19 protein-coding genes are annotated in these 19,667 nt (G+C 71.4%); 6 read left to right on the forward strand and 13 right to left on the reverse strand.

Annotation, left to right across the window (positions count from 1 at the left end; genetic code table 11):
• Nucleotides 1-161: 161 nt before the first annotated feature.
• Complete coding sequence (locus tag IF655_RS28690) at nucleotides 162-1,358, reverse strand: FAD-dependent monooxygenase (RefSeq protein WP_199588062.1); 1,197 nt, start codon at nucleotides 1,356-1,358, stop codon at nucleotides 162-164.
• Between the two features lie 130 nt (nucleotides 1,359-1,488).
• On the opposite strand from IF655_RS28690, the gene IF655_RS28695 reads away from it, so the two are divergent.
• Nucleotides 1,489-2,016, forward strand: a complete 528-nt coding sequence (locus tag IF655_RS28695) for a MarR family winged helix-turn-helix transcriptional regulator (RefSeq protein WP_199588063.1) — start codon at nucleotides 1,489-1,491, stop codon at nucleotides 2,014-2,016.
• 78 nt (nucleotides 2,017-2,094) lie between these two features.
• Here the strand turns inward: IF655_RS28695 and IF655_RS28700 are convergent, their stop codons facing one another.
• From IF655_RS28700 to IF655_RS31840, 3 genes are read right to left on the reverse strand one after another with little or no spacing between them, the layout of a single operon-like run.
• Complete coding sequence (locus IF655_RS28700) at nucleotides 2,095-3,261, reverse strand: BN159_2729 family protein (protein WP_199588064.1); 1,167 nt, start codon at nucleotides 3,259-3,261, stop codon at nucleotides 2,095-2,097.
• Nucleotides 3,258-3,860 carry an RNA polymerase sigma factor gene (locus IF655_RS28705; protein ID WP_199588065.1) on the reverse strand — a complete coding sequence of 201 codons (603 nt, stop codon included), beginning with the start codon at nucleotides 3,858-3,860 and terminating at the stop codon, nucleotides 3,258-3,260. Before IF655_RS28705 ends, IF655_RS28700 begins: the two co-directional genes overlap by 4 nt.
• Nucleotides 3,775-4,140, reverse strand: a complete 366-nt coding sequence (locus IF655_RS31840) for a helix-turn-helix domain-containing protein (protein WP_374100416.1) — start codon at nucleotides 4,138-4,140, stop codon at nucleotides 3,775-3,777. The genes IF655_RS28705 and IF655_RS31840 overlap by 86 nt, the downstream gene beginning before the upstream one ends.
• A gap of 220 nt (nucleotides 4,141-4,360) precedes the next feature.
• On the opposite strand from IF655_RS31840, the gene IF655_RS28715 reads away from it, so the two are divergent.
• Nucleotides 4,361-4,948 carry a transcriptional regulator gene (locus IF655_RS28715; RefSeq protein ID WP_199588067.1) on the forward strand — a complete coding sequence of 196 codons (588 nt, stop codon included), beginning with the start codon at nucleotides 4,361-4,363 and terminating at the stop codon, nucleotides 4,946-4,948.
• A 63-nt stretch (nucleotides 4,949-5,011) separates the two neighbouring features.
• Here IF655_RS28715 and IF655_RS28720 read toward each other — a convergent pair whose 3' ends face one another.
• The 3 genes from IF655_RS28720 to IF655_RS28730 form a co-directional block, all read right to left on the reverse strand.
• Nucleotides 5,012-6,208 carry a beta-1,3-glucanase family protein gene (locus tag IF655_RS28720; protein ID WP_199588068.1) on the reverse strand — a complete coding sequence of 399 codons (1,197 nt, stop codon included), beginning with the start codon at nucleotides 6,206-6,208 and terminating at the stop codon, nucleotides 5,012-5,014.
• 130 nt (nucleotides 6,209-6,338) lie between these two features.
• Nucleotides 6,339-7,619, reverse strand: a complete 1,281-nt coding sequence (locus tag IF655_RS28725; protein WP_199588069.1) for a glycoside hydrolase family 16 protein — start codon at nucleotides 7,617-7,619, stop codon at nucleotides 6,339-6,341.
• A 388-nt stretch (nucleotides 7,620-8,007) separates the two neighbouring features.
• Nucleotides 8,008-8,463: an Lrp/AsnC family transcriptional regulator gene (locus tag IF655_RS28730; protein WP_199588070.1), complete on the reverse strand. Its 456-nt coding sequence runs from the start codon at nucleotides 8,461-8,463 to the stop codon at nucleotides 8,008-8,010.
• Nucleotides 8,464-8,556: 93 nt separating this feature from the next.
• Here IF655_RS28730 and IF655_RS28735 point away from each other — a divergent pair, with 93 nt between their 5' ends.
• On the forward strand, nucleotides 8,557-9,030 hold the full coding sequence (locus IF655_RS28735; RefSeq protein ID WP_199588071.1) for a rhodanese-like domain-containing protein: 474 nt from the start codon (nucleotides 8,557-8,559) through the stop codon (nucleotides 9,028-9,030).
• 289 nt (nucleotides 9,031-9,319) lie between these two features.
• Here IF655_RS28735 and IF655_RS28740 read toward each other — a convergent pair whose 3' ends face one another.
• Nucleotides 9,320-9,670, reverse strand: a complete 351-nt coding sequence (locus tag IF655_RS28740; RefSeq protein WP_199588072.1) for a MerR family transcriptional regulator — start codon at nucleotides 9,668-9,670, stop codon at nucleotides 9,320-9,322.
• Between the two features lie 93 nt (nucleotides 9,671-9,763).
• On the opposite strand from IF655_RS28740, the gene IF655_RS28745 reads away from it, so the two are divergent.
• Nucleotides 9,764-10,546, forward strand: coding sequence for an amidohydrolase family protein (locus tag IF655_RS28745; protein WP_199588073.1), 783 nt, complete (start codon nucleotides 9,764-9,766; stop codon nucleotides 10,544-10,546).
• Between the two features lie 83 nt (nucleotides 10,547-10,629).
• Here IF655_RS28745 and IF655_RS28750 read toward each other — a convergent pair whose 3' ends face one another.
• The 4 genes from IF655_RS28750 to IF655_RS28765 all read right to left on the reverse strand — a co-directional run bounded on the left by IF655_RS28750 (nucleotide 10,630) and on the right by IF655_RS28765 (nucleotide 16,041).
• Nucleotides 10,630-11,370 carry a VOC family protein gene (locus IF655_RS28750; RefSeq protein WP_199588074.1) on the reverse strand — a complete coding sequence of 247 codons (741 nt, stop codon included), beginning with the start codon at nucleotides 11,368-11,370 and terminating at the stop codon, nucleotides 10,630-10,632.
• 82 nt (nucleotides 11,371-11,452) lie between these two features.
• Nucleotides 11,453-12,823 (reverse strand): SMI1/KNR4 family protein, encoded by a 1,371-nt coding sequence (locus tag IF655_RS28755; protein WP_199588075.1) that lies wholly within the window; start codon nucleotides 12,821-12,823, stop codon nucleotides 11,453-11,455.
• Between the two features lie 111 nt (nucleotides 12,824-12,934).
• Complete coding sequence (locus IF655_RS28760) at nucleotides 12,935-15,352, reverse strand: ABC transporter permease (RefSeq protein WP_199588076.1); 2,418 nt, start codon at nucleotides 15,350-15,352, stop codon at nucleotides 12,935-12,937.
• Entirely contained in the window at nucleotides 15,349-16,041 is a 693-nt protein-coding gene (locus tag IF655_RS28765) for an ABC transporter ATP-binding protein (protein WP_199588077.1), read from the reverse strand. The genes IF655_RS28760 and IF655_RS28765 overlap by 4 nt, the downstream gene beginning before the upstream one ends.
• A gap of 221 nt (nucleotides 16,042-16,262) precedes the next feature.
• Here IF655_RS28765 and IF655_RS28770 point away from each other — a divergent pair, with 221 nt between their 5' ends.
• Both IF655_RS28770 and IF655_RS28775 read left to right on the forward strand, forming a co-directional pair.
• Nucleotides 16,263-17,561, forward strand: coding sequence for a sensor histidine kinase (locus tag IF655_RS28770; protein ID WP_199588078.1), 1,299 nt, complete (start codon nucleotides 16,263-16,265; stop codon nucleotides 17,559-17,561).
• Complete coding sequence (locus tag IF655_RS28775; protein ID WP_199588079.1) at nucleotides 17,558-18,253, forward strand: response regulator transcription factor; 696 nt, start codon at nucleotides 17,558-17,560, stop codon at nucleotides 18,251-18,253. Before IF655_RS28770 ends, IF655_RS28775 begins: the two co-directional genes overlap by 4 nt.
• A 137-nt stretch (nucleotides 18,254-18,390) precedes the next feature.
• Here the strand turns inward: IF655_RS28775 and IF655_RS28780 are convergent, their stop codons facing one another.
• On the reverse strand, nucleotides 18,391-19,635 hold the full coding sequence (locus tag IF655_RS28780) for an MFS transporter (protein ID WP_242488975.1): 1,245 nt from the start codon (nucleotides 19,633-19,635) through the stop codon (nucleotides 18,391-18,393).
• Nucleotides 19,636-19,667: the final 32 nt, after the last annotated feature.

Genomic DNA, 19,667 nt, shown 5'->3' on the forward strand with positions numbered 1-19,667 from the left:
TGCGTCGACTGGGGCGGCCAGATCCACAACATCTACATCCAGATCACCGGCTCCAACTGCGCCTCCCTGAAGGAACAGCGGGTCACCACCACCCGCTGAACACCACACACCAGGCCCCGGCAGATACGGTCTTCCCTAACCGCCGGGGCCCGACGCCGCCCTCAGCCCACCTCGGCGTACTCCGGCAACCGCATCGCCGTGTTCGCCGCGCGCCCCTCCGCGCCCGTGAGCGTCGCCGTGTCGCGGAGCGCCTCGTTGCGGGCGGCGAGCATTTCGGGGGTGCTGGGGGCGACGAAGGAGCCGCCCGTTGTCGCCAGGGCCTGGTTCTGCTCGACGAAGTTGCGGGTCAGGCGTTCGTACGCGGCGAACGCCTCGGTGTGGTCGGCGTGGCGGGCCAGTTCGCCTGCCAGGACGTAGGCGCCGACCAGGGAGACGCTGGAGCCTTGGCCTGACAGGAAGGACGTCGCGTGGGCGGCGTCGCCCGCGAGGGCCACCCGGCCGTGGGACCACGTGGGCATGTGGATCTGGCTGACGATGTCGAAGAACAGGTCCTCCGCCTCGCCCATCGCCTCCACCAGCCGGGGAAGGTGCCAGACGTGCTCCGGGAACGTCTTGGCCACCAGTTCGCGCTGCGCGCCGGGGTTGCGGAACGCCTCGTACGGCGGCACCGCCTGCGTGAAGGTGAGGAAGCCGTGCAGGCGGTCCGAAGGCTCGTGGGCGTACAGGACCGCCGCGCGGCCCGGGGTGTTCCAGATGACGCCCTCGTGGGCAAGTCCGAAGTCGTTGGGCAGGGTGAAACCGGCGAAGGTGTAGCCGAGGTAGCGGTGGAACCGCTCTTCCGGGCCGAAGACCAGGCTCCGGGTGTTGGAGTGCAGTCCGTCGGCACCGATGACCAGGTCGAACGTGCGGCGGATGCCGCTGTCGAAGACGACGTCCACCGCGTCGCCCCGGTCGTCCAGGGTCGCGATGGAGTCGCTGAAGACGAACTCGACCCGGTCGCGTATCGGGGTGTACAGCGCGTCGGCCAGGTCGCCTCGGCGTACCTCCAGGTCCAGCCCCTCCGCGCCGCCGGTCAGGGACTCGGGGCGCAGGGAGGCGATGGGGGCGCCGGTGGCGTCGACGAAGGACAGCTTGCGGGTGTCGACGTGCGCCTCGCGCAGGCGCGGCAGGAGACCCATGCGGGAGACGACCTCGCGGGCGGTGCCGCGGATGTCGATGGCGTAGCCGCCGCCCCGTACCGCGGGAGCCTTCTCCACGACGGTGACGTCGAAGCCGCAGCGGTCGAGCCAGTAGGCGAGGGCGGGCCCGGCAATGCTGGCGCCGGAGATGAGGACGGTGCGGTTCGCGGAGTGGTTCACTGCGGGGGTCCTTCCGGAACAGGCCAAAGATACGTACTTTAGGTATCCTTTTTGGGGGTGCAGGCACCCCTGGGACACCTTCGGACCCGAGCATATAGATACCTAAGTTAGGTATGCAAGTGGAGTTGATGTGAACGCCGAACCATCGGACACGCCGTCGGCGGACGTGCTCGCCGTCGTGCCACGGCTCGCGCAGTTGAGCAACGCCCTCAACCGCGGCCGCCTCGCGGAACGCGCGACCGCGGCCGCCGGGCTCTCGCTCGACCGGCCCGCCATGGGCGTGCTCGTCACCCTCCACATGGCCGACCGGCCGCTGCGCGTCGGGGAGATCGCCGAGCGGATGCAGGTCGTCGGCCCGCATGTCACCCGCCAGATCCAGGAGCTCGAGCGCCGGGGTCTCGTACGGCGCATCGCCGATCCCCACGACCGGCGCGCCAGCCTCATCGAGCCCACCTCCGACGGCGCCGACGCCGCCAACCGCTACGCCGCCTCCCTCGTCGGCTGGTTCTCCCAGGCCGTCGCGGACTGGTCCGAGCAGGACCGCAACGACCTCGCCCGCCTCCTCGGACGCCTTGTCGACGACGTCACCGCCCGGATGAACCGCATCGAGCAGGACGGCGGGGACGGCGGGGAGGGGGACCCTCCGGTGGGTCGCTGAGCTGGGGGCGTGACCTCCGTCTCGCCGCCCGGGCCCGGCTCCCCGGCACCGCTCGGGAGCCGGGCCCTCCGGCGCGCCTCAGGTCAGCGGGCCCCGCGTCGCCACCAGCGTGCCCAGCGGCATCGGCGGACCGTCCGTGCCCGACAGGGCCAGCAGGGGGGTGCCGTCCTCCCCGTCGCGGCCCAGATAGCGCCACGAGCGACCGTGGCGGTCGGTGAGGGAGCGGGCCAGGTCGTAGACGCGGCCGCCGAGGCGGTACGGGGTCACCAGCGTGCGGGACGCCTCGTCCAGCAGGCGGGGCACCTCGTGGGCGGTCAGGCGGACCTCTGTGCCCTCGATACGGCCCGTCACCACCTCCGTGTCGCCCACCCGCAGCGTCCGCACGTCCGGCGGCACACCGATCACCGCCAGCCAGTACTCCCAGTCCGCCAGGCCCAGCGCGTGGATGTGCACGCCCACTCGCTCCGCGTCCGCCGTGATCTGCGTGACCTCCAGACGGCCCGCGCTCTCCACCCTCAGCCGCCCCGCGAGCAGCATCGGACCGGCGGTCCCCTCCCCCGGCTCCGTCTCGGGTACCGCGAGCTGCACGTCCTCGTCGGCGGGCGTCGGCCGCTCCGGCAGCGGGCGCGGCACGGGGGCCGGGTCCTCGGGCGGCGCGGTGGGCGCGTGGCGGCGGGTGTGCGGGAGCGTGATCGCGCCCCGCAGCATCCCGGCGGGCGGCGTCGGCACCGGCTCCAGCCGCGCCGCCGGATCGGGCGGAGCCTCCGCGGCGAGCGCCGGGGACATCACCGGTACGGCGGGCTCCGGGACGGCCGCGAAGTCCGGCACCTCGGACGGCACTTGGACGGACGGGACCGCCGGGTCCGGTACGAACACGGCGTCGCGTCCCCCCGACATCAGCGGCGACGCCAACTCCGAAACAGCGGCGACCTCTTGGTCCGGCACATCGGACATACCCGGTGAGACCGCGTCGGAGACAAGGCGGACCTCCGAGGCAGACGCTCTCAAGTCGGCTTCAGATCCGACCCGTTGAAAATGCGCCGGACCCTGACGCGGCGTCAGCCGGACCACTCGCTCGGGCGGCCGGTCCAAACGACCGCCCTCCCCTCGCCCCGCGCTCCCAGGCTCCACCAACCGCCCCTCCGCCCGGAGTTCGGCCACGAACGCGCGCGCCACGCGAGCCAGCCGGTCCGCCAGCTCCCGCTCGATACCGGCCACGCCACTGAAGTCGAAGTCGTCCGTCATGCCGCCGCCCCCGTGTACGCCTTGCGCAGCGAGCCCAGGGCGCGCCACTGCAGCGTCTTGACCGCGCCGTCCGTCGTGCCCAGCGTGCGGGCCGTCTCGCTGATCGACATCTCGTCCAGGAACCGCAGCCGGATCACCGCCTGTTGGCGGGGGGTGATGCCCGCGAGGGCGTCGAGGAGGCCGTCCACGTCGAGCGTCGACAGGACGGTGTCCTCGGCGGTGCTGACCGGGACCGCCCAGGTGTCGCCGATGTGCGTGATCTGGTCCACGAAGGTCAGGCGGCGGGTCGCGGCGACCTTGAAGTGGTCGGCGACCACGTGGTGGGCGATGGTGCACAGCCAGGCGCGGATCGGGGTGCCCGTCCAGCGGAAGGTGGAGATCTTGGACCATGCCTTCACGAACACGTCGGAGGTGAGGTCCTCGGCCAGGGCGGGGTTGGATCTGACCCGGCGACCGATGAACGCGGCGACGACACCGCGGTGCGATCGGTACAGCTCGCCGAACGCCTCGGGGTCACCGTGCCGGGCGCGGGTGATGAGCGCCGGCTCCTTGGGGGTGAGGGAGGCGGGGGCGGGGCCGGTCTGGGGGGAAGTGGTCAAAGTCTGCTCCCGGGTCTGTCAGTTGGGTGGCCATCGCGGCCGGGGGTGCGCCGGGGGGCTCCTGCGACGGGTGCGGGTCGTCGTAGACGAGGGTGTCCATGCAGACGCCATAGACGCCGCGCAGCGTCCACAGCGTCGGCAGGCTCGGCTGTTTGGTGCCGGCCGCGAGGCGGTGGAGCGTCGACCTGCTGATGCCGGTGCGCCGTGCCACGTCGGCGACACTCGCGTCACCGAACTCCCCCGCCTTGTCGAGGAGTCTGGTCATATGGAGACGGAGCATGGTCAAACGACCCCCTCAGGGACGTGCGCCGCGCGGCTGGCCCCCGCGCACGCAACGTATGCAAGTTGCCCAACTCACGTGACGCAAGGGCATTCTGATTCGCACACAGATGCGAGATTGACCTTGTGGCCTGCGGAAATGTGGATCTAGGTGCTTGACCTGCGAAAGTGCACGCATGCAACTCACAGGGCCCGTAGCGCGCTCGCGCTACCCTCCCGACATGCGGAGCACGGAGGATCTCCACGGAAGCCGGGGCGGGCGTCAGGCCCAGGCGCGGCGGGTCGGCGCGTACCTCACCGCGGTCGCGACGGCGGCCGGGTACGACGTACGCCGACGGCAGGGCGGACGGGCGCAGTTGGCGGCCGTGACGGGGCTGAGCCTGACGACGATCAGCCGGACGCTGGACGGCAAGACCCTGCCGCTGCCCGCGCAGTTGGCGACCTGGGCGGCCGTACTCAACCTGGATCACGGCCGGATGCTGATGGAGAGCGGCATCATCCCCGCGCAGCGCGGGCCGAGGGAGGCCGAGCGCGGGGAGCGGCGGGCGGTGTCCCCCGTACGGGAGTCCCTCGTCGAGGAAACGCACGTCCACGCGCCCCACTTGCACGAGGGGCCCTGCATCGACCCGTTCTCCCCCACCGTGTTCTCCGCGCTGGCGTCCCTCTCCCCCGACGAGGCGATGAACGCGTGGGGGATCACCGATCCGGTCCTGCGCAGGACGCTGACCGGGAGCATCGTGCAGGCGGTGCAGTTGCAGCGGGAGCTGGACGCGGCGCTGGCCGGGGGGTTGTGGCACGAGGGCGAGTGACACGGGAGACGGCCGGAACCCCGGGTGCGGGGTTCCGGCCGTCGGGTGCGGCGGAGGGGACGGTCAGAAAGCCGTCAGGGTGAGGGTGAAGCCCGCCGGGGAGGTGTCCTGGATGAAGGACGCGAAGTCGGCGACGTCGTCGAAGGCGAAGCCGTACGCCTTGCCGTCCTTGGTGGCCTCGTGGATCGCCTTGGAGTAGTGGTTGGTCAGCTCGGCCTTGTAGAAGGCGGCCGCGTCGGTGCTGGGCTGCGCGGTGTCGGTGAGCAGCGTGGAGCGGTTGAACCCGGCGCCGAGGACGGCGGCGACGGGACCGGTGGTGCCGTCGTTCGGGGCGGCGAGCTTGCCGTCGCAGAAGAGGACGTCACGGGTGGAGGGCTTGTCGAAGGACACCGAGGCGGGTCCGTCGAAGGTGAACTTGTCGCCGCGCACCCGGCCGGTGAACGTACCGGCATTGGTGGTGATCTTGAGGTCCTTGCCAGTGAAGGTGGACCACACCTCGTCGATGTACGGCGCGAAGTAGTCCTTGGCGAAGATGCCCGCGTCCAGGCCGTGGCCGGGGGCGATGATGCGCTTGTCGTCCACGACGAGACCCGCGAAGTCCTCGACCTGCTTGACGGCGGCGAAGGCGGCGGCGCGGCCGCCGTCGCGGATGGCGCCCGTGGTCTGGTCCTTCTCGCCGGTGAGGCGGATGTTCATCGGCACGCTGAACATGTCGACCATGGTGGTGTTGCAGAACATGCCGCTCGCGTTGTACGTGAACTCGGCGCAGTCGTGCAGGATCCCGAAGTTGGGGTCGGACTTGACCCAGCCGGCCGGGAACTGGAGCGCGGCGTTGCCGTTGCCGTCGGTCACAGCCTTGAACTTGAGCTTGTCGCCCAGCGAGACGTAGATGCGGCCCGACATGAAGGGCAGGGACAGCTTGGTCTCGGTGCCCGAGAGCGAGATGGCGTAGTCGGTGAAGCCGTCGGCGCCGTTGTCGGAGACGGCGATGGGGGCGAGGGTGCCGTCCGGGGTGAGGCGGACCTGCTTGCCGTCCTGGTTGCCGACGACGTAGACGTGGATGTTGCCGTTGTCGAACGAGCCGGTGTTGTTGACGACGGTCACCGGGAGCGCGCCGGAAGCCGCCTTGGTCTTGTTGGCGGGCTGGTCCGCGAGCGCGAAGGGAGCGATGGCGGCAGCGGCGGGGATGGCGACGGCGGCACCGCCGAGGCCGATCATCAGCTTGCGACGGGTCAGGTTGCGCTGGTGACGAGGCGTCATGCGAGGGGCTCCTTGCGGTGGGGACCCGGGGTGGGGCCGGGTGCTCGGTGGGGGGAGGTGAAGTCGCTTGTTGCGCAGGCGGGTTGAGAGCCTGATCGGTACGGGATACGTCCCGCCGGGTCGGCTCGGTTCAGCCCACGGTCCACTTCTGGTTGGCGTTGCCGCCGCACGTCCAGATCTGCAGGCGGGTGCCGTCGGACGACGAACCGTCCTTGGCGTCAAGGCACTTGTCCGCGCCGACGTTGGTCAGGTCGCGGGCGGAGCTGTAGCCCCACTGCTGTGCCTTGCTGCCGTTGCAGCGGTAGAGCTGGACGGCGGCGCCGTTGTCGGTCGAACCGCCCTTGACGTCAAGGCACTTGCCGAGGGCGCGGACGGTGCCGTCGGTGCCCAGGGTCCACTTCTGGGCGTCGGCGCCGTTGCAGTCGTGCAACTGGATCGGGGTCGCGTCGGCGTCGGAGGCGCCCGCGACGTCCACGCACATGCCGCCGATGCCCTTGATGGCACCGGTGCGGGCGGTGCCGCTGCCGCCACCGGAGGTGGGCTGGTCCGAGGCGGAGACGTGGACGTAGTCGACGGTCATCGTCTGCGGGAAGGAGGTGCCGCCGTCGGGGCTGCCGGGCCAGTCACCGCCGACCGCGAGGTTGAGGATCATGAAGAACGGGTGGTCGTAGACCCACTTGTTGCCGTTCACGTCGGCCGGGGTGCGGGTCTCGTAGGCGTGGCCGTCAACGGACCAGGTGATGGCGTTGGGGCTCCAGTCGACCGCGAAGACGTGGAAGTCGTCGGCGAACGCCTTGCCGTCGGGCGCGTTGTAGGGGGCGCCGATGCCGTTCGCGCCGGAGTAGCCGGGACCGTGGATGGTGCCGTGCACCGTGCTCGGCTCGTTGCCGACGTTCTCCATGATGTCGATCTCGCCGCTGTCGGGCCAGCCGGCGCTGCCGAGGTTGTCGCCCAGCATCCAGAAGGCGGGCCACATGCCCTTGCCGCGCGGGATCTTGATGCGGGACTCGAAGTGGCCGTACTTCTGGGTGAAGGTCTGCGCGGTGTTGAGCCGGGCCGAGGTGAACTGGCAGGGTCCGTTCCAGCACTGCAGGCCCGAGTCGGTGTTCTTGCGGGCGGTGATGACGAGGTTGCCCTTGCCGTCGAGCGCCGCGTTGTCCGTGCTCTTCGTGTAGTACTGCAGCTCGTGGTTGCCGTTGCCGTTGCCGCCCGTCTCCAGCGTCCACTTGGACGAGTCGGGCGCCTTGCCGGCCGGGCCGTCGAAGTCGTCGGACCAGGTCAGGGCGGACGCGGCGTCGGCTCTGTGCGCGGCGGGACCGGTCGTGGTGTAGAGGACGGCCGAGGCGAGAGCGGCGGTGATCAGACACACCAGCCCTGCGAGTGACCATCGGCGTGCGCGATGAGCGGCCATGGCGGGAAACACCTTGTCTGTGGGGGGAGTTGCGGGTGGGGACTGTTTCGGGAAGTTGTTGGTCTGTCAGAGGTTGTGCACGGGGAGCCTGTCCGGGCTGCCCTGGGAGTGTGTGCGGCTTCGGGCGTCGTGCGGTGCACACCGGGCGCAGGGCGCTGGGGCCAACTGGGGCCTGAGAGCGCTCTCTTGTGTGCGGGGGCGCCCGCTGGTGGGCCCTGACCATACGCACGTTCAATTGCCCCGGCCAACCGTCGCGGCGGGGCCAAATCCCCCTGAGCTGCGGTTAGCTGGGCAATTGCGTGCGGCGCCCAAGAACGTTTAAGGGCCGATTAACCCGCGCTTAAGAAGGACCGGACCAGGTGGGGTCGGCACCCGCGCGGTGGCGTCGTCAGGAACTCGCCGCGGTGACCGGGCGGTTGGGCAGCGGGCTGGAGTAGACGACGCTGGTGGTGACGGAGCCGAGACCGGCGATGCGGCCGCTGGTCCGTTCCAGGTCGCGCATGGAGCGGGCGGCGACCTTCAGGACGAAGCAGTCCTCGCCGGTGACGTGGTGGGCTTCCAGGATCTCGGGGGTCGTGGCGAGGAGGTCCTCGAAAGGCTTGTAGTTGGCGTGCGGGTAGCGCAGCCGGACGAAGGCCAGGATGCCGAGGCCGAGGCGCTCGGGGTCCACGACCGCGGCGTACCCGCGTATCACGCCGCTCTCTTCGAGCCTGCGGACGCGTTCGGTGACGGCGCTGGGGGACATCGAGACGGCGCGCGCCAGCTCGGCGTAGCTGGCCCGTCCGTCGCGCTGGAGGACCGCCAGGATGCGCAGGTCGGTGTCGTCGAGGGATTCAACGGTCATGCGCGATTATCGCCACGGGATTCCCCGGTGGTGGTCTGTCACGCCGTGGATCTTCGGTTCCGGCCCGGCGGCGTGCTTCGTAGGGTCCTTCCCATGACCGACAGCGACACGAGCCCGGCGCTCCGGGTACCGCCCGCCTCCCCCGCCGAAGCCGCCGCCTTCTTCACCGCGCGTCTGACCTTCCAGGCGGACGTCTCCGACGTGCACGCCTCACTCGAATCCGGCGACCCGGGATTCGTCCTGGTCGACTCGCGTGGCGTCGAGGGCTGGGAACAGGGGCGGATTCCGGGGGCGGTGCATCTGCCCGGCGCCGAAATCCCCGCGCGCGCCGCCGAGTTGCTCAACCCCTCGGTGCCGGTCATCACCTACTGCTGGGGACCCGGGTGCGACGGAGCCACCCGCGCGGCGCTCGCGCTCGCCCGGCTCGGCTACCGGGTCAAGGAGATGATCGGGGGCGTCGAGTACTGGATCCGGGAGGGGTTCCCGGTGGAGACGGCGGCGGGTGTCGAACGGCACGCGGTCGACGGGCTGACGGGGCCGGTCGGGTCTGTGGCGTGCGGGTGCTGAGCGGGTCGCGCCGTCCGGCGTGATGCCTACGGCCGGAGCGGGGTCATGCTGACGGTCATATACCCCTCGTCGGGACCCGGGGCGCGGTTCCAGGGGCGGGTGCGGAAGCTGTGCAGGCGGCCGCGTTCTAGGGCGCACCGGTACCACCGACGCTCCACACCGTCACCGCCCGCCTGCCCCGGGACGCGTCGATGCCCGGCAGGACGAGGCGGCGTTCGCCGAGGTGTGCTACAGGGCTCGGCTCCAGGGCGAAGCTCCAGTGGGGACCGCCCGGCCGAGACGGTCACCGCTAGCGGCTCTCCGCTTCCGCGATGGTCTCCCGCAGGACCCTGCGGGCCGCTGCCAGCTCCTCGGCGCGTCGGTCGAGTGTGCGGAGTTGGTCGCGGAGGGCGTCGAGGATGCCGGGGCAGGGGTGTACGGCGGCGGTGCCGGTCGTGCAGGGCAGGACCTGGCGGATGATCCGCGTCGGCAGTCCGGCGGCGAGGAGGGCGCGGATGCGGTGGACGTCGGCGGGGGCTTCGGGGCCGTAGGAGCGGTAGCCGTTGGGGAGCCGGTCGGGGTGGAGCAGCCCCGCGCGTTCGTAGTGGCGCAGCAGGCGTTCGCCGGTGCCGGTCCGCTGGGCCAACTCTCCGATCAGCACGGGGCGTTCCTCTCGTTTGACCTTCTCATGGTGTCAAGGTCCCACACTGTCCCGGCCGCTCGGCGTTCCGGCAGTCCTCCTGGGAAGGTGCCCATGATCCTCGATGCCCACAGCCACGTCCACGACCCGCTCGGCCCGCATCTGTCCGCACTGGACGACGCCGGGGTGGACCGCACCGTCCTCTTCCTGACCCGTCCGCATCCGGAGCGGGCGACGGACGTGGCCTCGCTCCGGCGGGAGATGAGCGTGCTGGAAGGTGCGCTGAAGGGCGGGGCGGATGACGGATTCGCCGACGCCTGGAGGGAGTTCGACGCGGCGCTCGCCGCGCACCCCGATCGCTTCCTCGGGTTCGGATCCGTCCGGCTGGGGCGTCCAGTCGAAGAGACCCTGGCCGCCGTGGAGCGGGACGTGGTCGGGCGCGGGCTTTACGGCATCGGGGAGTTGACCCCTCCACCGGACCGCGCCGACCTCGTCGAACCGGTGCTCCAGGCGGCCCACGAACACGGCGGTCTCCCGGTGGTCGTGCACGGGTACGCACCCACGACGGCGGCGGACGTACGCACGTTGGCCGGGTTGGCGGCGCGCTATCCGCGAGTGCCGTTGGTCATCAGCCAGTTGGCCGGTGCGAACTGGCTGGAGGCGATCGAGCTGGCCCGGGACACACCCAATCTCCATCTCGAACTCTCCACCGCCCCGCTGGCTTTCGCCGTGCGGCTGGCGATCCGGGAGCTTCCGACGCGTACGTTCTTCGGTTCGGACGCGCCCTACGGCGATCCGGTGGTCGCCCGCACGACGGTGGAGCGGGTGACGCCGCGCGGGGAAGTGCGGGAGCGGGTGCTCGGGGGCAACCTGGCCGAACTGCTGGGTCTGCGCTGACCGTTGGGTCGCGGCGTGGCAGGGCGGGTGACTTCTCGGGCGTTCCCCTAGCGCCGACCTCCATCGCCACCGCGCCCTCCGCGTCAGGGGAGAGCGAGGACGCAGAACTCGTGCCCCTCCGGGTCGGCCAGGCACGTCCACGGAACGTCGCCCTGACCGACGTCGAGGTCGGTGGCGCCGAGGGCTCGGAGGCGGTCGACCTCCGCCGTCTTGTCGTCGCCGGGGTGCGGCAGCAGGTCGAGGTGGGTGCGGTCGGGCACGGTCTTCGCGCCGGGTGTGCGGAGGAATTCGAGGTACGGTCCGCCGCCTCCGGCGGAGCGCAACGCCGCCTTGTCGTCGGTCACTTCGTGCAGGGTCCAGTCCGTCGCCTCGCCCCAGAACCGGGCCATGGCCCGCGGGTCCGCGCAGTCGACCACCACTGCGGCGACGGGCCCGGTGTCGCGGTAGACCTCACGGGGTTCGAGCACGCAGAACTCGTTGCCCTCGGGGTCGGCGAGGACCGTCCACGGGACGTCGCCCTGTCCCACGTCGACGGGGGCGGCACCGAGAGCGCGGAGGCGTGCGACCAGCTCCGTCTGGTGGGTCACGGAGGTGGTGGCGAGGTCGAGGTGCAGCTGGTTCTTCGTCGCCGGCTTGGGCTCCGGGACGGGGACGATGTCGATCCCGAGGACGACCGGGTCGGGCCAGACAAGGCCGCCGGGCGGTCCGACGTAGGTGGTGACGCCGGGGGTGTAGGCGCTCCAGCCGAGCGCCTCGGACCAGAAGTGGCCGAGCGCCCGGGCGTCGACAGCCTTGATGTTCGTCTGCACGAGTCGCAGGGGCATGTCGGGGATTCTATGCGGCGTCCCTATTCAGCCGTTCTGTGTCGCTTTGTGACCGTCGCTTTGTGATCGAGCGGTCCAGTCGCTACAGCGTGCCGTCGATGACCGTCTCGGTGATCAGGGGACGGTCCCAGAGGGCGAGGATCTCGTTGGCCAGGGACATGATCACGCGAGGGTCCCGGTCGCCGTAAGCCCTGATCGCGGCGGCCGACAGCCCGCGCGGGACCGCACCGGCATCGAGCAGCACGCGCCAGTCCTCCGGCGGGAGTTCGAGGAACTCCAGCTCGGTCAGACCGGCGATCTGGAGCGGGTCGGCGAGCGTGCCGGGGTAGGCGGACAGGGTGCGCAGGCGGGGCAGCCCGACGACGGAAGCCAGGCTGAACGGCTCTCCGTCCCACACGCCGAGGCTCAGGACCTCCAGGTCGGGGTGGGCCGCGTCCTCGACGCTCCTGAGGCTCTGATGGTGTACCCGTGCCACGTAAGGGAGTTGGTCCCTGCTGCGGCCGGAGTACCAGTCCCGGCCCGGATGCAGCACCAGATCGGTGAGGGACTCGGCGTAGAGGTCGGCGCCGATGCTCTGCTCGTGGTCGAGCACGATGATCTGCCCGAGGTGGCCGCGCGGGCCCGGGGTCAGGTCGACGGCGATCCGGTCCCCTCCCCCGGTGTCGCCGATGACGATCCATCCGGGAGAGCCGACCAGGTCCTGCACGGCGGCTTCGGGCGCGGTGACGGCTGCCTGCAGAGCCCCGTGCTCCCAGCGGAAGTGCCGGTGCGGTACTTCCGCGACGTGGAGACCGTCCAGGGAGCCCAGCTCGAAGCCGACGGCGTCGAATACGCGTTCCACCTTCTCGTAATCGTCGTCCCAGTCCTCCCAGTTGGCGCGCGTCACCCGGTAGAGCGCCTTGATCTCCTCGGGGAGTGTCACGCCCAGACGTGCTTCCGTGGCGGCGATCTCCTCCTCGGTGGCACCGATCGCGTCGGGTATCCGCTCACGCAGCGTGTGCTCCAGCAACGCGGGGTCCGCGGACGGGGCCGACCGCGCCCTCGGGAAGTTCTCCGGCAGACGGCGCCACGGCTCGGGGACGGCGTCCTCGACCAGGAGCAGCGCGCCCGGGTGGGCGCTGCCGATGCCGGGGTCGGCGGCGGGACCGAGGTCGAACAGATGAAGCGCCGCCTTCCCGCTCGCGGAGATCTCCGCGACGAACGCGACGTCAGCCCTCCCGGCCTCGGTGAGCGCGGCCTGCACCCGCGTGACGGCGTCGAGTTCCTCCTGCATGTCCGACACCTGCATGGCACGGCCGGGCTGTGGAAGGCGCCGGGGCACGGGCACACTCCACGAGCCGTGGCTGATGCTTCCGGCCGCGTATCCGCCCGGCGCCGCGGGTGTCCGCGCGTCGGTGGTCGGCAGGAGCCGCAGCAGCGGCTCCCAGGTGGCGAAGTCGTGTAGCGAGGACAACAGCAGCCTCCGTCGATCCGATCCGATCCGATGATCATGATGGTGGTGGTGATGTCGTCTTGTCGACCTGTGTCCGGTCCTCGATTCGCTCGCGAGACGACCTGCCGGGCGCTACTCGGTGCGCAGTGCCGTCGCCGTACGCACCCTGACCGCCCAGCCCGCCGGGATCAGCGCGCCCAGTACCGCGATCACGACCCCGCCCAGCCCCAGCAGGAGCAGCTCAACGGGCCCGTACACATCGAGGATCGACGGCGGCATTCCAGTGCCCACGGCGTGCCCCATCACCGGCATGACGACACGGTGCAGCAGACAGCCCGCCGGTACGCCCAGCAGACCGCCGAGCGCGCCGATCGCGGTGACGGAGGCGAGCACGAGACTCAGGGTCTGCCGGGGCGACATGCCGATCGCCTTGCAGACGCCCAGGTCGTGGACGCGTTCCCGGGTGTCCAGGACGACGGAGTTGAGCACGCCGAGACCGGCCACGCACAGCAGCATGAGGGTGAGCAGCACCGCGATCGCGTCCATGACGAGGAGAGTTCCCTTCTGATCCGGGGGCGGGGCGGTTGTGGCGTCACCGCCCAACGGCCGTACAACAGACGCTAGTTCGCGGGCGAACGCGTCGGCCGAGACGCCCGGCTTCACCCGGACGAGAAACGAACTGGGCTCGGCCGACGGGAAGTCGGCGATGTTCGCGTGGATCGCCGGATCGTTGCCGGAGGTGTCGAAGGACTCCCCCACGATCCGCAGGTCGGCGCTGTCCTTCTCGTAGGTCACCCGCACCGTGTCACCGACGTGGGTGCTGGTCCGCTCCAAGAAGCGTGCGGGTACGACGACTTGCCCCCTGCCGGTGATCCAGTGCCCGGAGAGCAGGTCGTAGCTGCCGGAGGCGGCGTCGCCTTCGTACAGTTCGGCCCGGACCGGCCCGGAGACACCGGCGACGGCGACCTCGGTCCGGAGCTTGCCGTAGTACGACTCCAGCCCCGCCCGGGACTTGACGGCGGCCCGCACCTTCGCCGGGTCGGCGGCCTTCGGCCGGGACGTGCCGGTCGTGCTGGTGCGGACGGGGGCGGAGCCGGTCGCGCCGTCCCCCACGGGAGGCGGTGGCGGAGGGGCGATGTTGTCCAGCCCGACCGTCGTGACCGTGACCGCGGCGCGGCTCTCGGGGTCCTGCGAGGCGCCCACCGCGCTCAGGGACGAGGTCAGTCCGACCGCGAAGGTCGCCGCGACCGTGCCGGACGCCACCGCGAGCAGCAGCGCGAGGGCACGGACCGGATGGGTGAAGGGGGTGGCGAGGCCGTAGGTCACCGGCCGGGGCAGCGGCAGCCGTCCCAGCGCCCGGTGCGCCCACTGCCCGCGTCCCGTGCGCGGCGCCCGGCCGACCGCGAGGGCTTCGACCGTGTGCAGCCGCCCGGCGCGCAGGGCCGGAACCAGCGCCGCGAGTGCGACGACGAGCAGTGCGGCGGCAGGTACCACCGCGTCCACCCACCAGGCCACCGAGAGCGAGGCCATGCCGTACACCGACGCCGTGTCCGCGAGCAACGGCACCGCCAGGAGGTTGCCGAGCGCCACGCCCGCGGCGATGCCGGCTCCGGCCGGAATCAGCGCCTGGGCCACGTAGGCGCGGACGACCTCACGCGGAGTGAACCCGATCGCCTTGAGAATGCCGATCCTGCGCAGACTGGTGCCGACCGCGCCGCTGATCACACTGCTGACGATGATCACCGACATCACGATGCCGAGCACGCCGAAAGCCATCACGAACGGGACGGTCGCCGCAGCGCCCTGGTCCGCGGCACGCTTGGTGTCCAGCCAGGACTGCGTACCCAGCAATGCCCCCGGCTCCACGGAGGCGGCGAGCTTCGCCCGGCCGGCGAGGATCTGCTCCTTCGTGTTCGCGGAGTGGAAGCGGTAGAGCATCTGAAGCGTGACAGGGCTGCCGAGTGCCGCCAGCGTGTGGACCTGCGCCGGGGTCGCCCAGGCGTCGGCGGACGCACCTGCCGACACGGCGAAGCCGACGACCGTGAGAGCGGGGGCGTCGGCGGTGTCCGACGCCTTGAGGGTGGAGCCGATCTCGGCGGAGGGCCCCTCGAAGGACGCGCCGAGCACGATCTCGCCCGGCTTCCGCGCCCACCGGCCCGACTTCAGTTCCACCCGGTCCACGTCGGCGTCCGGGCCGGACCGCCCGGCCAGGGTGAGCGTCGGCAGAGGGAAGCCGGTCCGGTCCACCGGGCGGAACGTCGTGGCGGGGTACGGTCCCGCGCTCGCGGTGACGCCGGTCTGCTTTCCGGTCGCTGCCAGCGTGGCCGCACTCGCCTTGGCGGGATCGTACTGAGCGGTGAGGTGCGCGCCCTGCTGCTTCGCGAACGCGTGGTCGAAGGGTGCGGCCGCGGCGACCATCAGCGCCCCGGCGACCACGGCCGAGGCCACGGCCATCATCGCGGCCACGGCGATCACCACCGTCTGCACCCGCCGCCGTCCCAGCCCGGAGCGTACGACCCGGCCGAGCGCGCCGGTACCGGACAGGCTCATCGGACGGCCTGCACAGGAGTGTCGAGAGCCACGTGACCGTCGACCAGGTGGATCGTGCGGGTCGCGCACTCCCGCGCCAGTGCCAGGTCGTGTGTCACCAGCACGATGGTCTGTCCGGCGCGGTTCAGCTCCAGCAGCAGATCGCGGACGTCCTGACCCGAGGCGGTGTCGAGCGCTCCGGTGGGTTCGTCGGCGAGCAGCAGCGCGGGCCGGTTGACCAACGCGCGGGCGACCGCGACCCGTTGGCGTTCGCCTCCGGACAGCCGACCGGGGTAGGCGCGGGCGTGCTTCTGGATGCCCAGCATCTCCATGAGCTGACCCGCGCGGGCCGCGGCATCGCGCCGACTTGCGCCGGTCAGCCGGGCCGGAAGCTGGATGTTGTCGGTGACGGTGAGGTCGTCGAGAAGGTTGAAGAACTGGAAGGCCATGCCGATGTGTTCGCGACGGAACTTCGCGAGGGCGTGCTCGCTCAACCGGTCGATCCGTCGCCCGGCCACGGTCACGGCGCCCTCGGTCGGCTTGTCCAGGCCCGCGACGAGGTTCAACAGCGTGGACTTGCCGCTGCCCGACGGGCCCGTCACGGCGAGGGACTCGCCCTTCGCGACGTCGAGCGTGAGCGGTCCGAGCGCCGGTCTGCCAGAGCCGTCGTAGCGCTTCGCCACGCGCTCCAGTTCGATCACTTGCTGCATATGAGTCGTCCGTCCTCACGTTCGCGGGAGACACCCGCCGTTGCCGGTCCTCGGAACGTAGAGCGACCGCGTGTGGGGGCGCGTCGGCCGCGGAACCCCCATCCGGCCCTCCCTGCGGAGGAATTGGCCGCGGACTCGTCCTTGAGGAGTAGTCCCGTGGGCCAATGCCCTGGTCGGGAAGGCGGATGCGGGCCGGGCGGAGTGCGCAGCACAATGCACGGATGGTGACGGAAGACCGGTGCGGCCGGACTCGGCAGCTCGTGGACGCGCTGCGCCCGGAGGCGAAGGGCGCCCCGCTGTCCCGGCGCGCGGTGTGGGCCGATGTGGTGCTCGCCGTCCTGCTGACCGTCGTCGCTCTGTTCGTGGCGGTGCGCTGTCCCGGCGGCGGGCCGGTGGACGTCAATCCGCCTGTGGTGGACGTCGGGACGGGGATTCCGGCGCCGCCTCCGCCGCCCGGCCCTGATCAGGTGCCGGTGGAGGAGGAGCCCGCCTCCGTGCCGTGGGCCCTGGTCGTCCTGTCGACGCTGCCGCTGGCGGCCCGGCGCCGGTATCCGCTGACCTCGTTCGTGGTGGTGCTGGGCGCGGCGCTGGCCATCGGCGGTTCCGTCTCCTGGATCACCGTGCTGGCCTGTGTCGTCGGGGCCTACGGCGCCGTCGTGTACAGCCGTTACCGGACGGCGGCGATCGCCGTGCTGGTGCTCGCCGCCACGCTGTCCGGTTTCGCCTTCCGCCATGCGGAGCCCCTGCTCCCCGCATGGTCCAGCCCGGGATTCGTGCTGCTGGTGGCGGGGATGCTGGCCAGTCTCGTCCGCTTTCTGCATCTGCGGCTGGCGTCCAGCCGGGACCGGGTGGCGGAGCTGCAGGCCGCTCAGGAGGAGGCCACGCGCCGCGCCGTCGAGGAGGAGCGGGCGCGCATCGCCGCCGAACTGCACGACGTGGTGACCCACAATGTGAGTGTGATGGTGATCCAGGCGGGCGCGGCTCGCAAGGTGATGGACATGGCGCCCGAGCAGTCCAAGGAGGCGCTGCTGGCCGTCGAGGCGGGCGGCCGGGCCGCGATGGCCGAACTCCGGCATGTGATGGGACTGTTGGTGGCTCCGGATCACGAGCGGCCCGACGGTCTGGAACCACAGCCGGGGCTCGCGCAGCTCGACGCGCTCGTCGCCCGTGTGCGCGCCGCCGGTACGCCGGTGAGCGTCGGGGTGTCGCTGCCGCGGGATCCGCTGCCGCCGGGGGTGGACCTCGCGGCTTACCGCGTCGTACAGGAGGCGCTGACCAACACGATCAAGCATGCGCGTGGTGCGCAGGCGTCCGTCGTGATCGGTCACACCGACGCCCGTCTGGAGATCGAGATCACGGACACCGGTGGCGCCGGGGATGCTCCCCCGGTGCCGGGCAACGGCCGTGGCCACCTGGGGCTGCGCGAGCGACTGGCCGTTTACCGGGGCGAGTTGACGGCCGGACCGACCCGGTCGGGCGGCTACCGGGTGACGGCCCTCATCCCACGGAGCGCGGAATGACCGCGGACCGGGCGCCACTGCGCGCCGTCATCGCCGACGACCAGGCCCTCGTCCGTACCGGCTTCAAGATGATCCTGGCCGCGGACGGCATCGAAGTGACGGCCGAGGCCGCCGACGGCGCCGAGGCGGTCGCTGCGGTGCGGCGTACGCGGCCCGACGTCGTCCTCATGGACATCCGGATGCCGGAGATGGACGGCATCGAGGCCACCCGGCGCATCCTCGCCGACGCCGCCCCGGACGGAACCCGGGTCGTCATCCTCACCACGTACGACCTCGACCACTACGTCTACGCCGCGCTCACGGCCGGAGCCAGCGGCTTCCTGCTCAAGGACGTCAGCCCCGAGCATCTGGTCTCCGCCCTGCGCCTGGTGCGGACCGGCGACGCCCTCCTCGCGCCCGCCATCACCCGTCGGCTGATCGAGCGCTTCGCCCCTCGCACCGAACCGCAGACCATCGCCCCGCACCGTGACGTGTCCGGTCTGACCCCGCGCGAACTCGAGGTGCTCCGTCTCCTCGCGACGGGCCTCAGCAACGCCGAACTCGCCTCCCGGCTGTTCCTCAGCCCCACCACGGTCAAGAGCCACGTCGGCCGCATCCTGTCGAAACTGGACCTCCGCGACCGTGTCCAGGCCGTCGTCTTCGCCTACGAGACGGGGCTGATCGCGCCGGGGCAGGGTTGCCTGGACGACTGACTCCGGGCGGGGCTGTGCGACATCAGCGTCTACGCGCCGTGCCGCCATCGGGGACGACGTGGCAGCCATCGCCCTGTATCGACGCCATGGCCGCCGCGCGTTGTCGATCTACCTGGCCAAGCAGGGTCAGCGACAGGTCAGTTGAGGCGCCGCTTCGCCCGGCGTCCGCCCGCGAGCACTATCCCGCCGCCCGCCATCGCCAGCCCGAGCAGTACTGCCCCGAACGCCGTCGTCCCGGTCGTCAGCCCGACCGCGTCGCTGAGGTAGCCCGCCAGGACCGGGAGGATGCCGGCCATGAGGTAACCGCCCACGTTCAGCGCGGCGTTGGCTTCCGCCAGGCGTGCCGGTGGCACGGCGGAGTTGAGCAGGGAGAGGCCGCCGAGCTGACCCATTCCCTGGCCCGCGCCCGCGAGCAGCGCCGCGAGGACGAATGCGACGACCGATGCCGTACCGACCGCCGTGATCAGCGCCGTCATGGCCAGCGCGGTCGCCGTGGCGCCCAACAGCAGTACCGTGCGCCGGTCCAGGCGCTGGACGGCGAACTGCACGCCGGTCGCGGCGAGGAACATCACGAAGGCCAGGGCGCCCGCGACGACACGGCTGGTGGCGTGCAGCAGACCGGTCAGGAGCGACGGGCCGAGCGACAGCACGAACGAGGTGGCGGTGATGCCGGGGGCGAATACGGCGATGCCCCGCGCGAGTTGGCGCCCGCTGCCCGTCGGCACGCCGGGTACCCGGATCCAGACGCCATGGGCGGGCACCGCAGGGCGCTTCAACGGCATCCGCAGCACGGCGAGCACCGCCGTGAGCAACAGGACTGCCTCCACCGCGAAGACCGTCACCGTGGGCGCGGGCAGCGTCTCGGAGAGCACCCCGGCCAGGAGCGGGCCGAGACCCGCGCCGAAGACCATCGCGCAGGAGGCGAGCAGGGCACCGGCCCGCTTGCGGTCGGGTCCGGCCACGTCGCTCACGGCGGCCATCCCGGCGGAGACCACGGCGCCCACCGCGATGCCGGTGAACAGCCGGGCCGCGATCAGTGCGGCGACGCTCGTCGCGGTGGCGAAGATCAGGCACGCGGCCAGGGCGAGTCCCAGCGCGGGAAGCAGCACGGGTTTGCGGCCCAGCCGGTCGGAGACCACGCCGCACACCAGCAGGGACCCGAGCAGTCCGACGATGTAGAACGCGAAGACCACGGTCAGCGTGCCCTGGGAGAAGCCGATGTCGCGCTGCCAGAGCACATAGAGCGGGGTCGCCGCGTTCGAGAGGACGAAGACCGCTGTGACCGGCCACGCGGCGAGCCACACCCACCACAGCGGAGCCGCGCTCGCCCCGCCCCTCTCTGTCGACACCGCGCTGACCTGCGCCGTTCGTTGTCCGGGCATGACCGTTCCTCCCGACACCCCTTGTACGAGTC

The organism is Streptomyces sp. DSM 110735 (assembly GCF_016482685.1).
Taxonomy (GTDB): domain Bacteria; phylum Actinomycetota; class Actinomycetes; order Streptomycetales; family Streptomycetaceae; genus Streptomyces.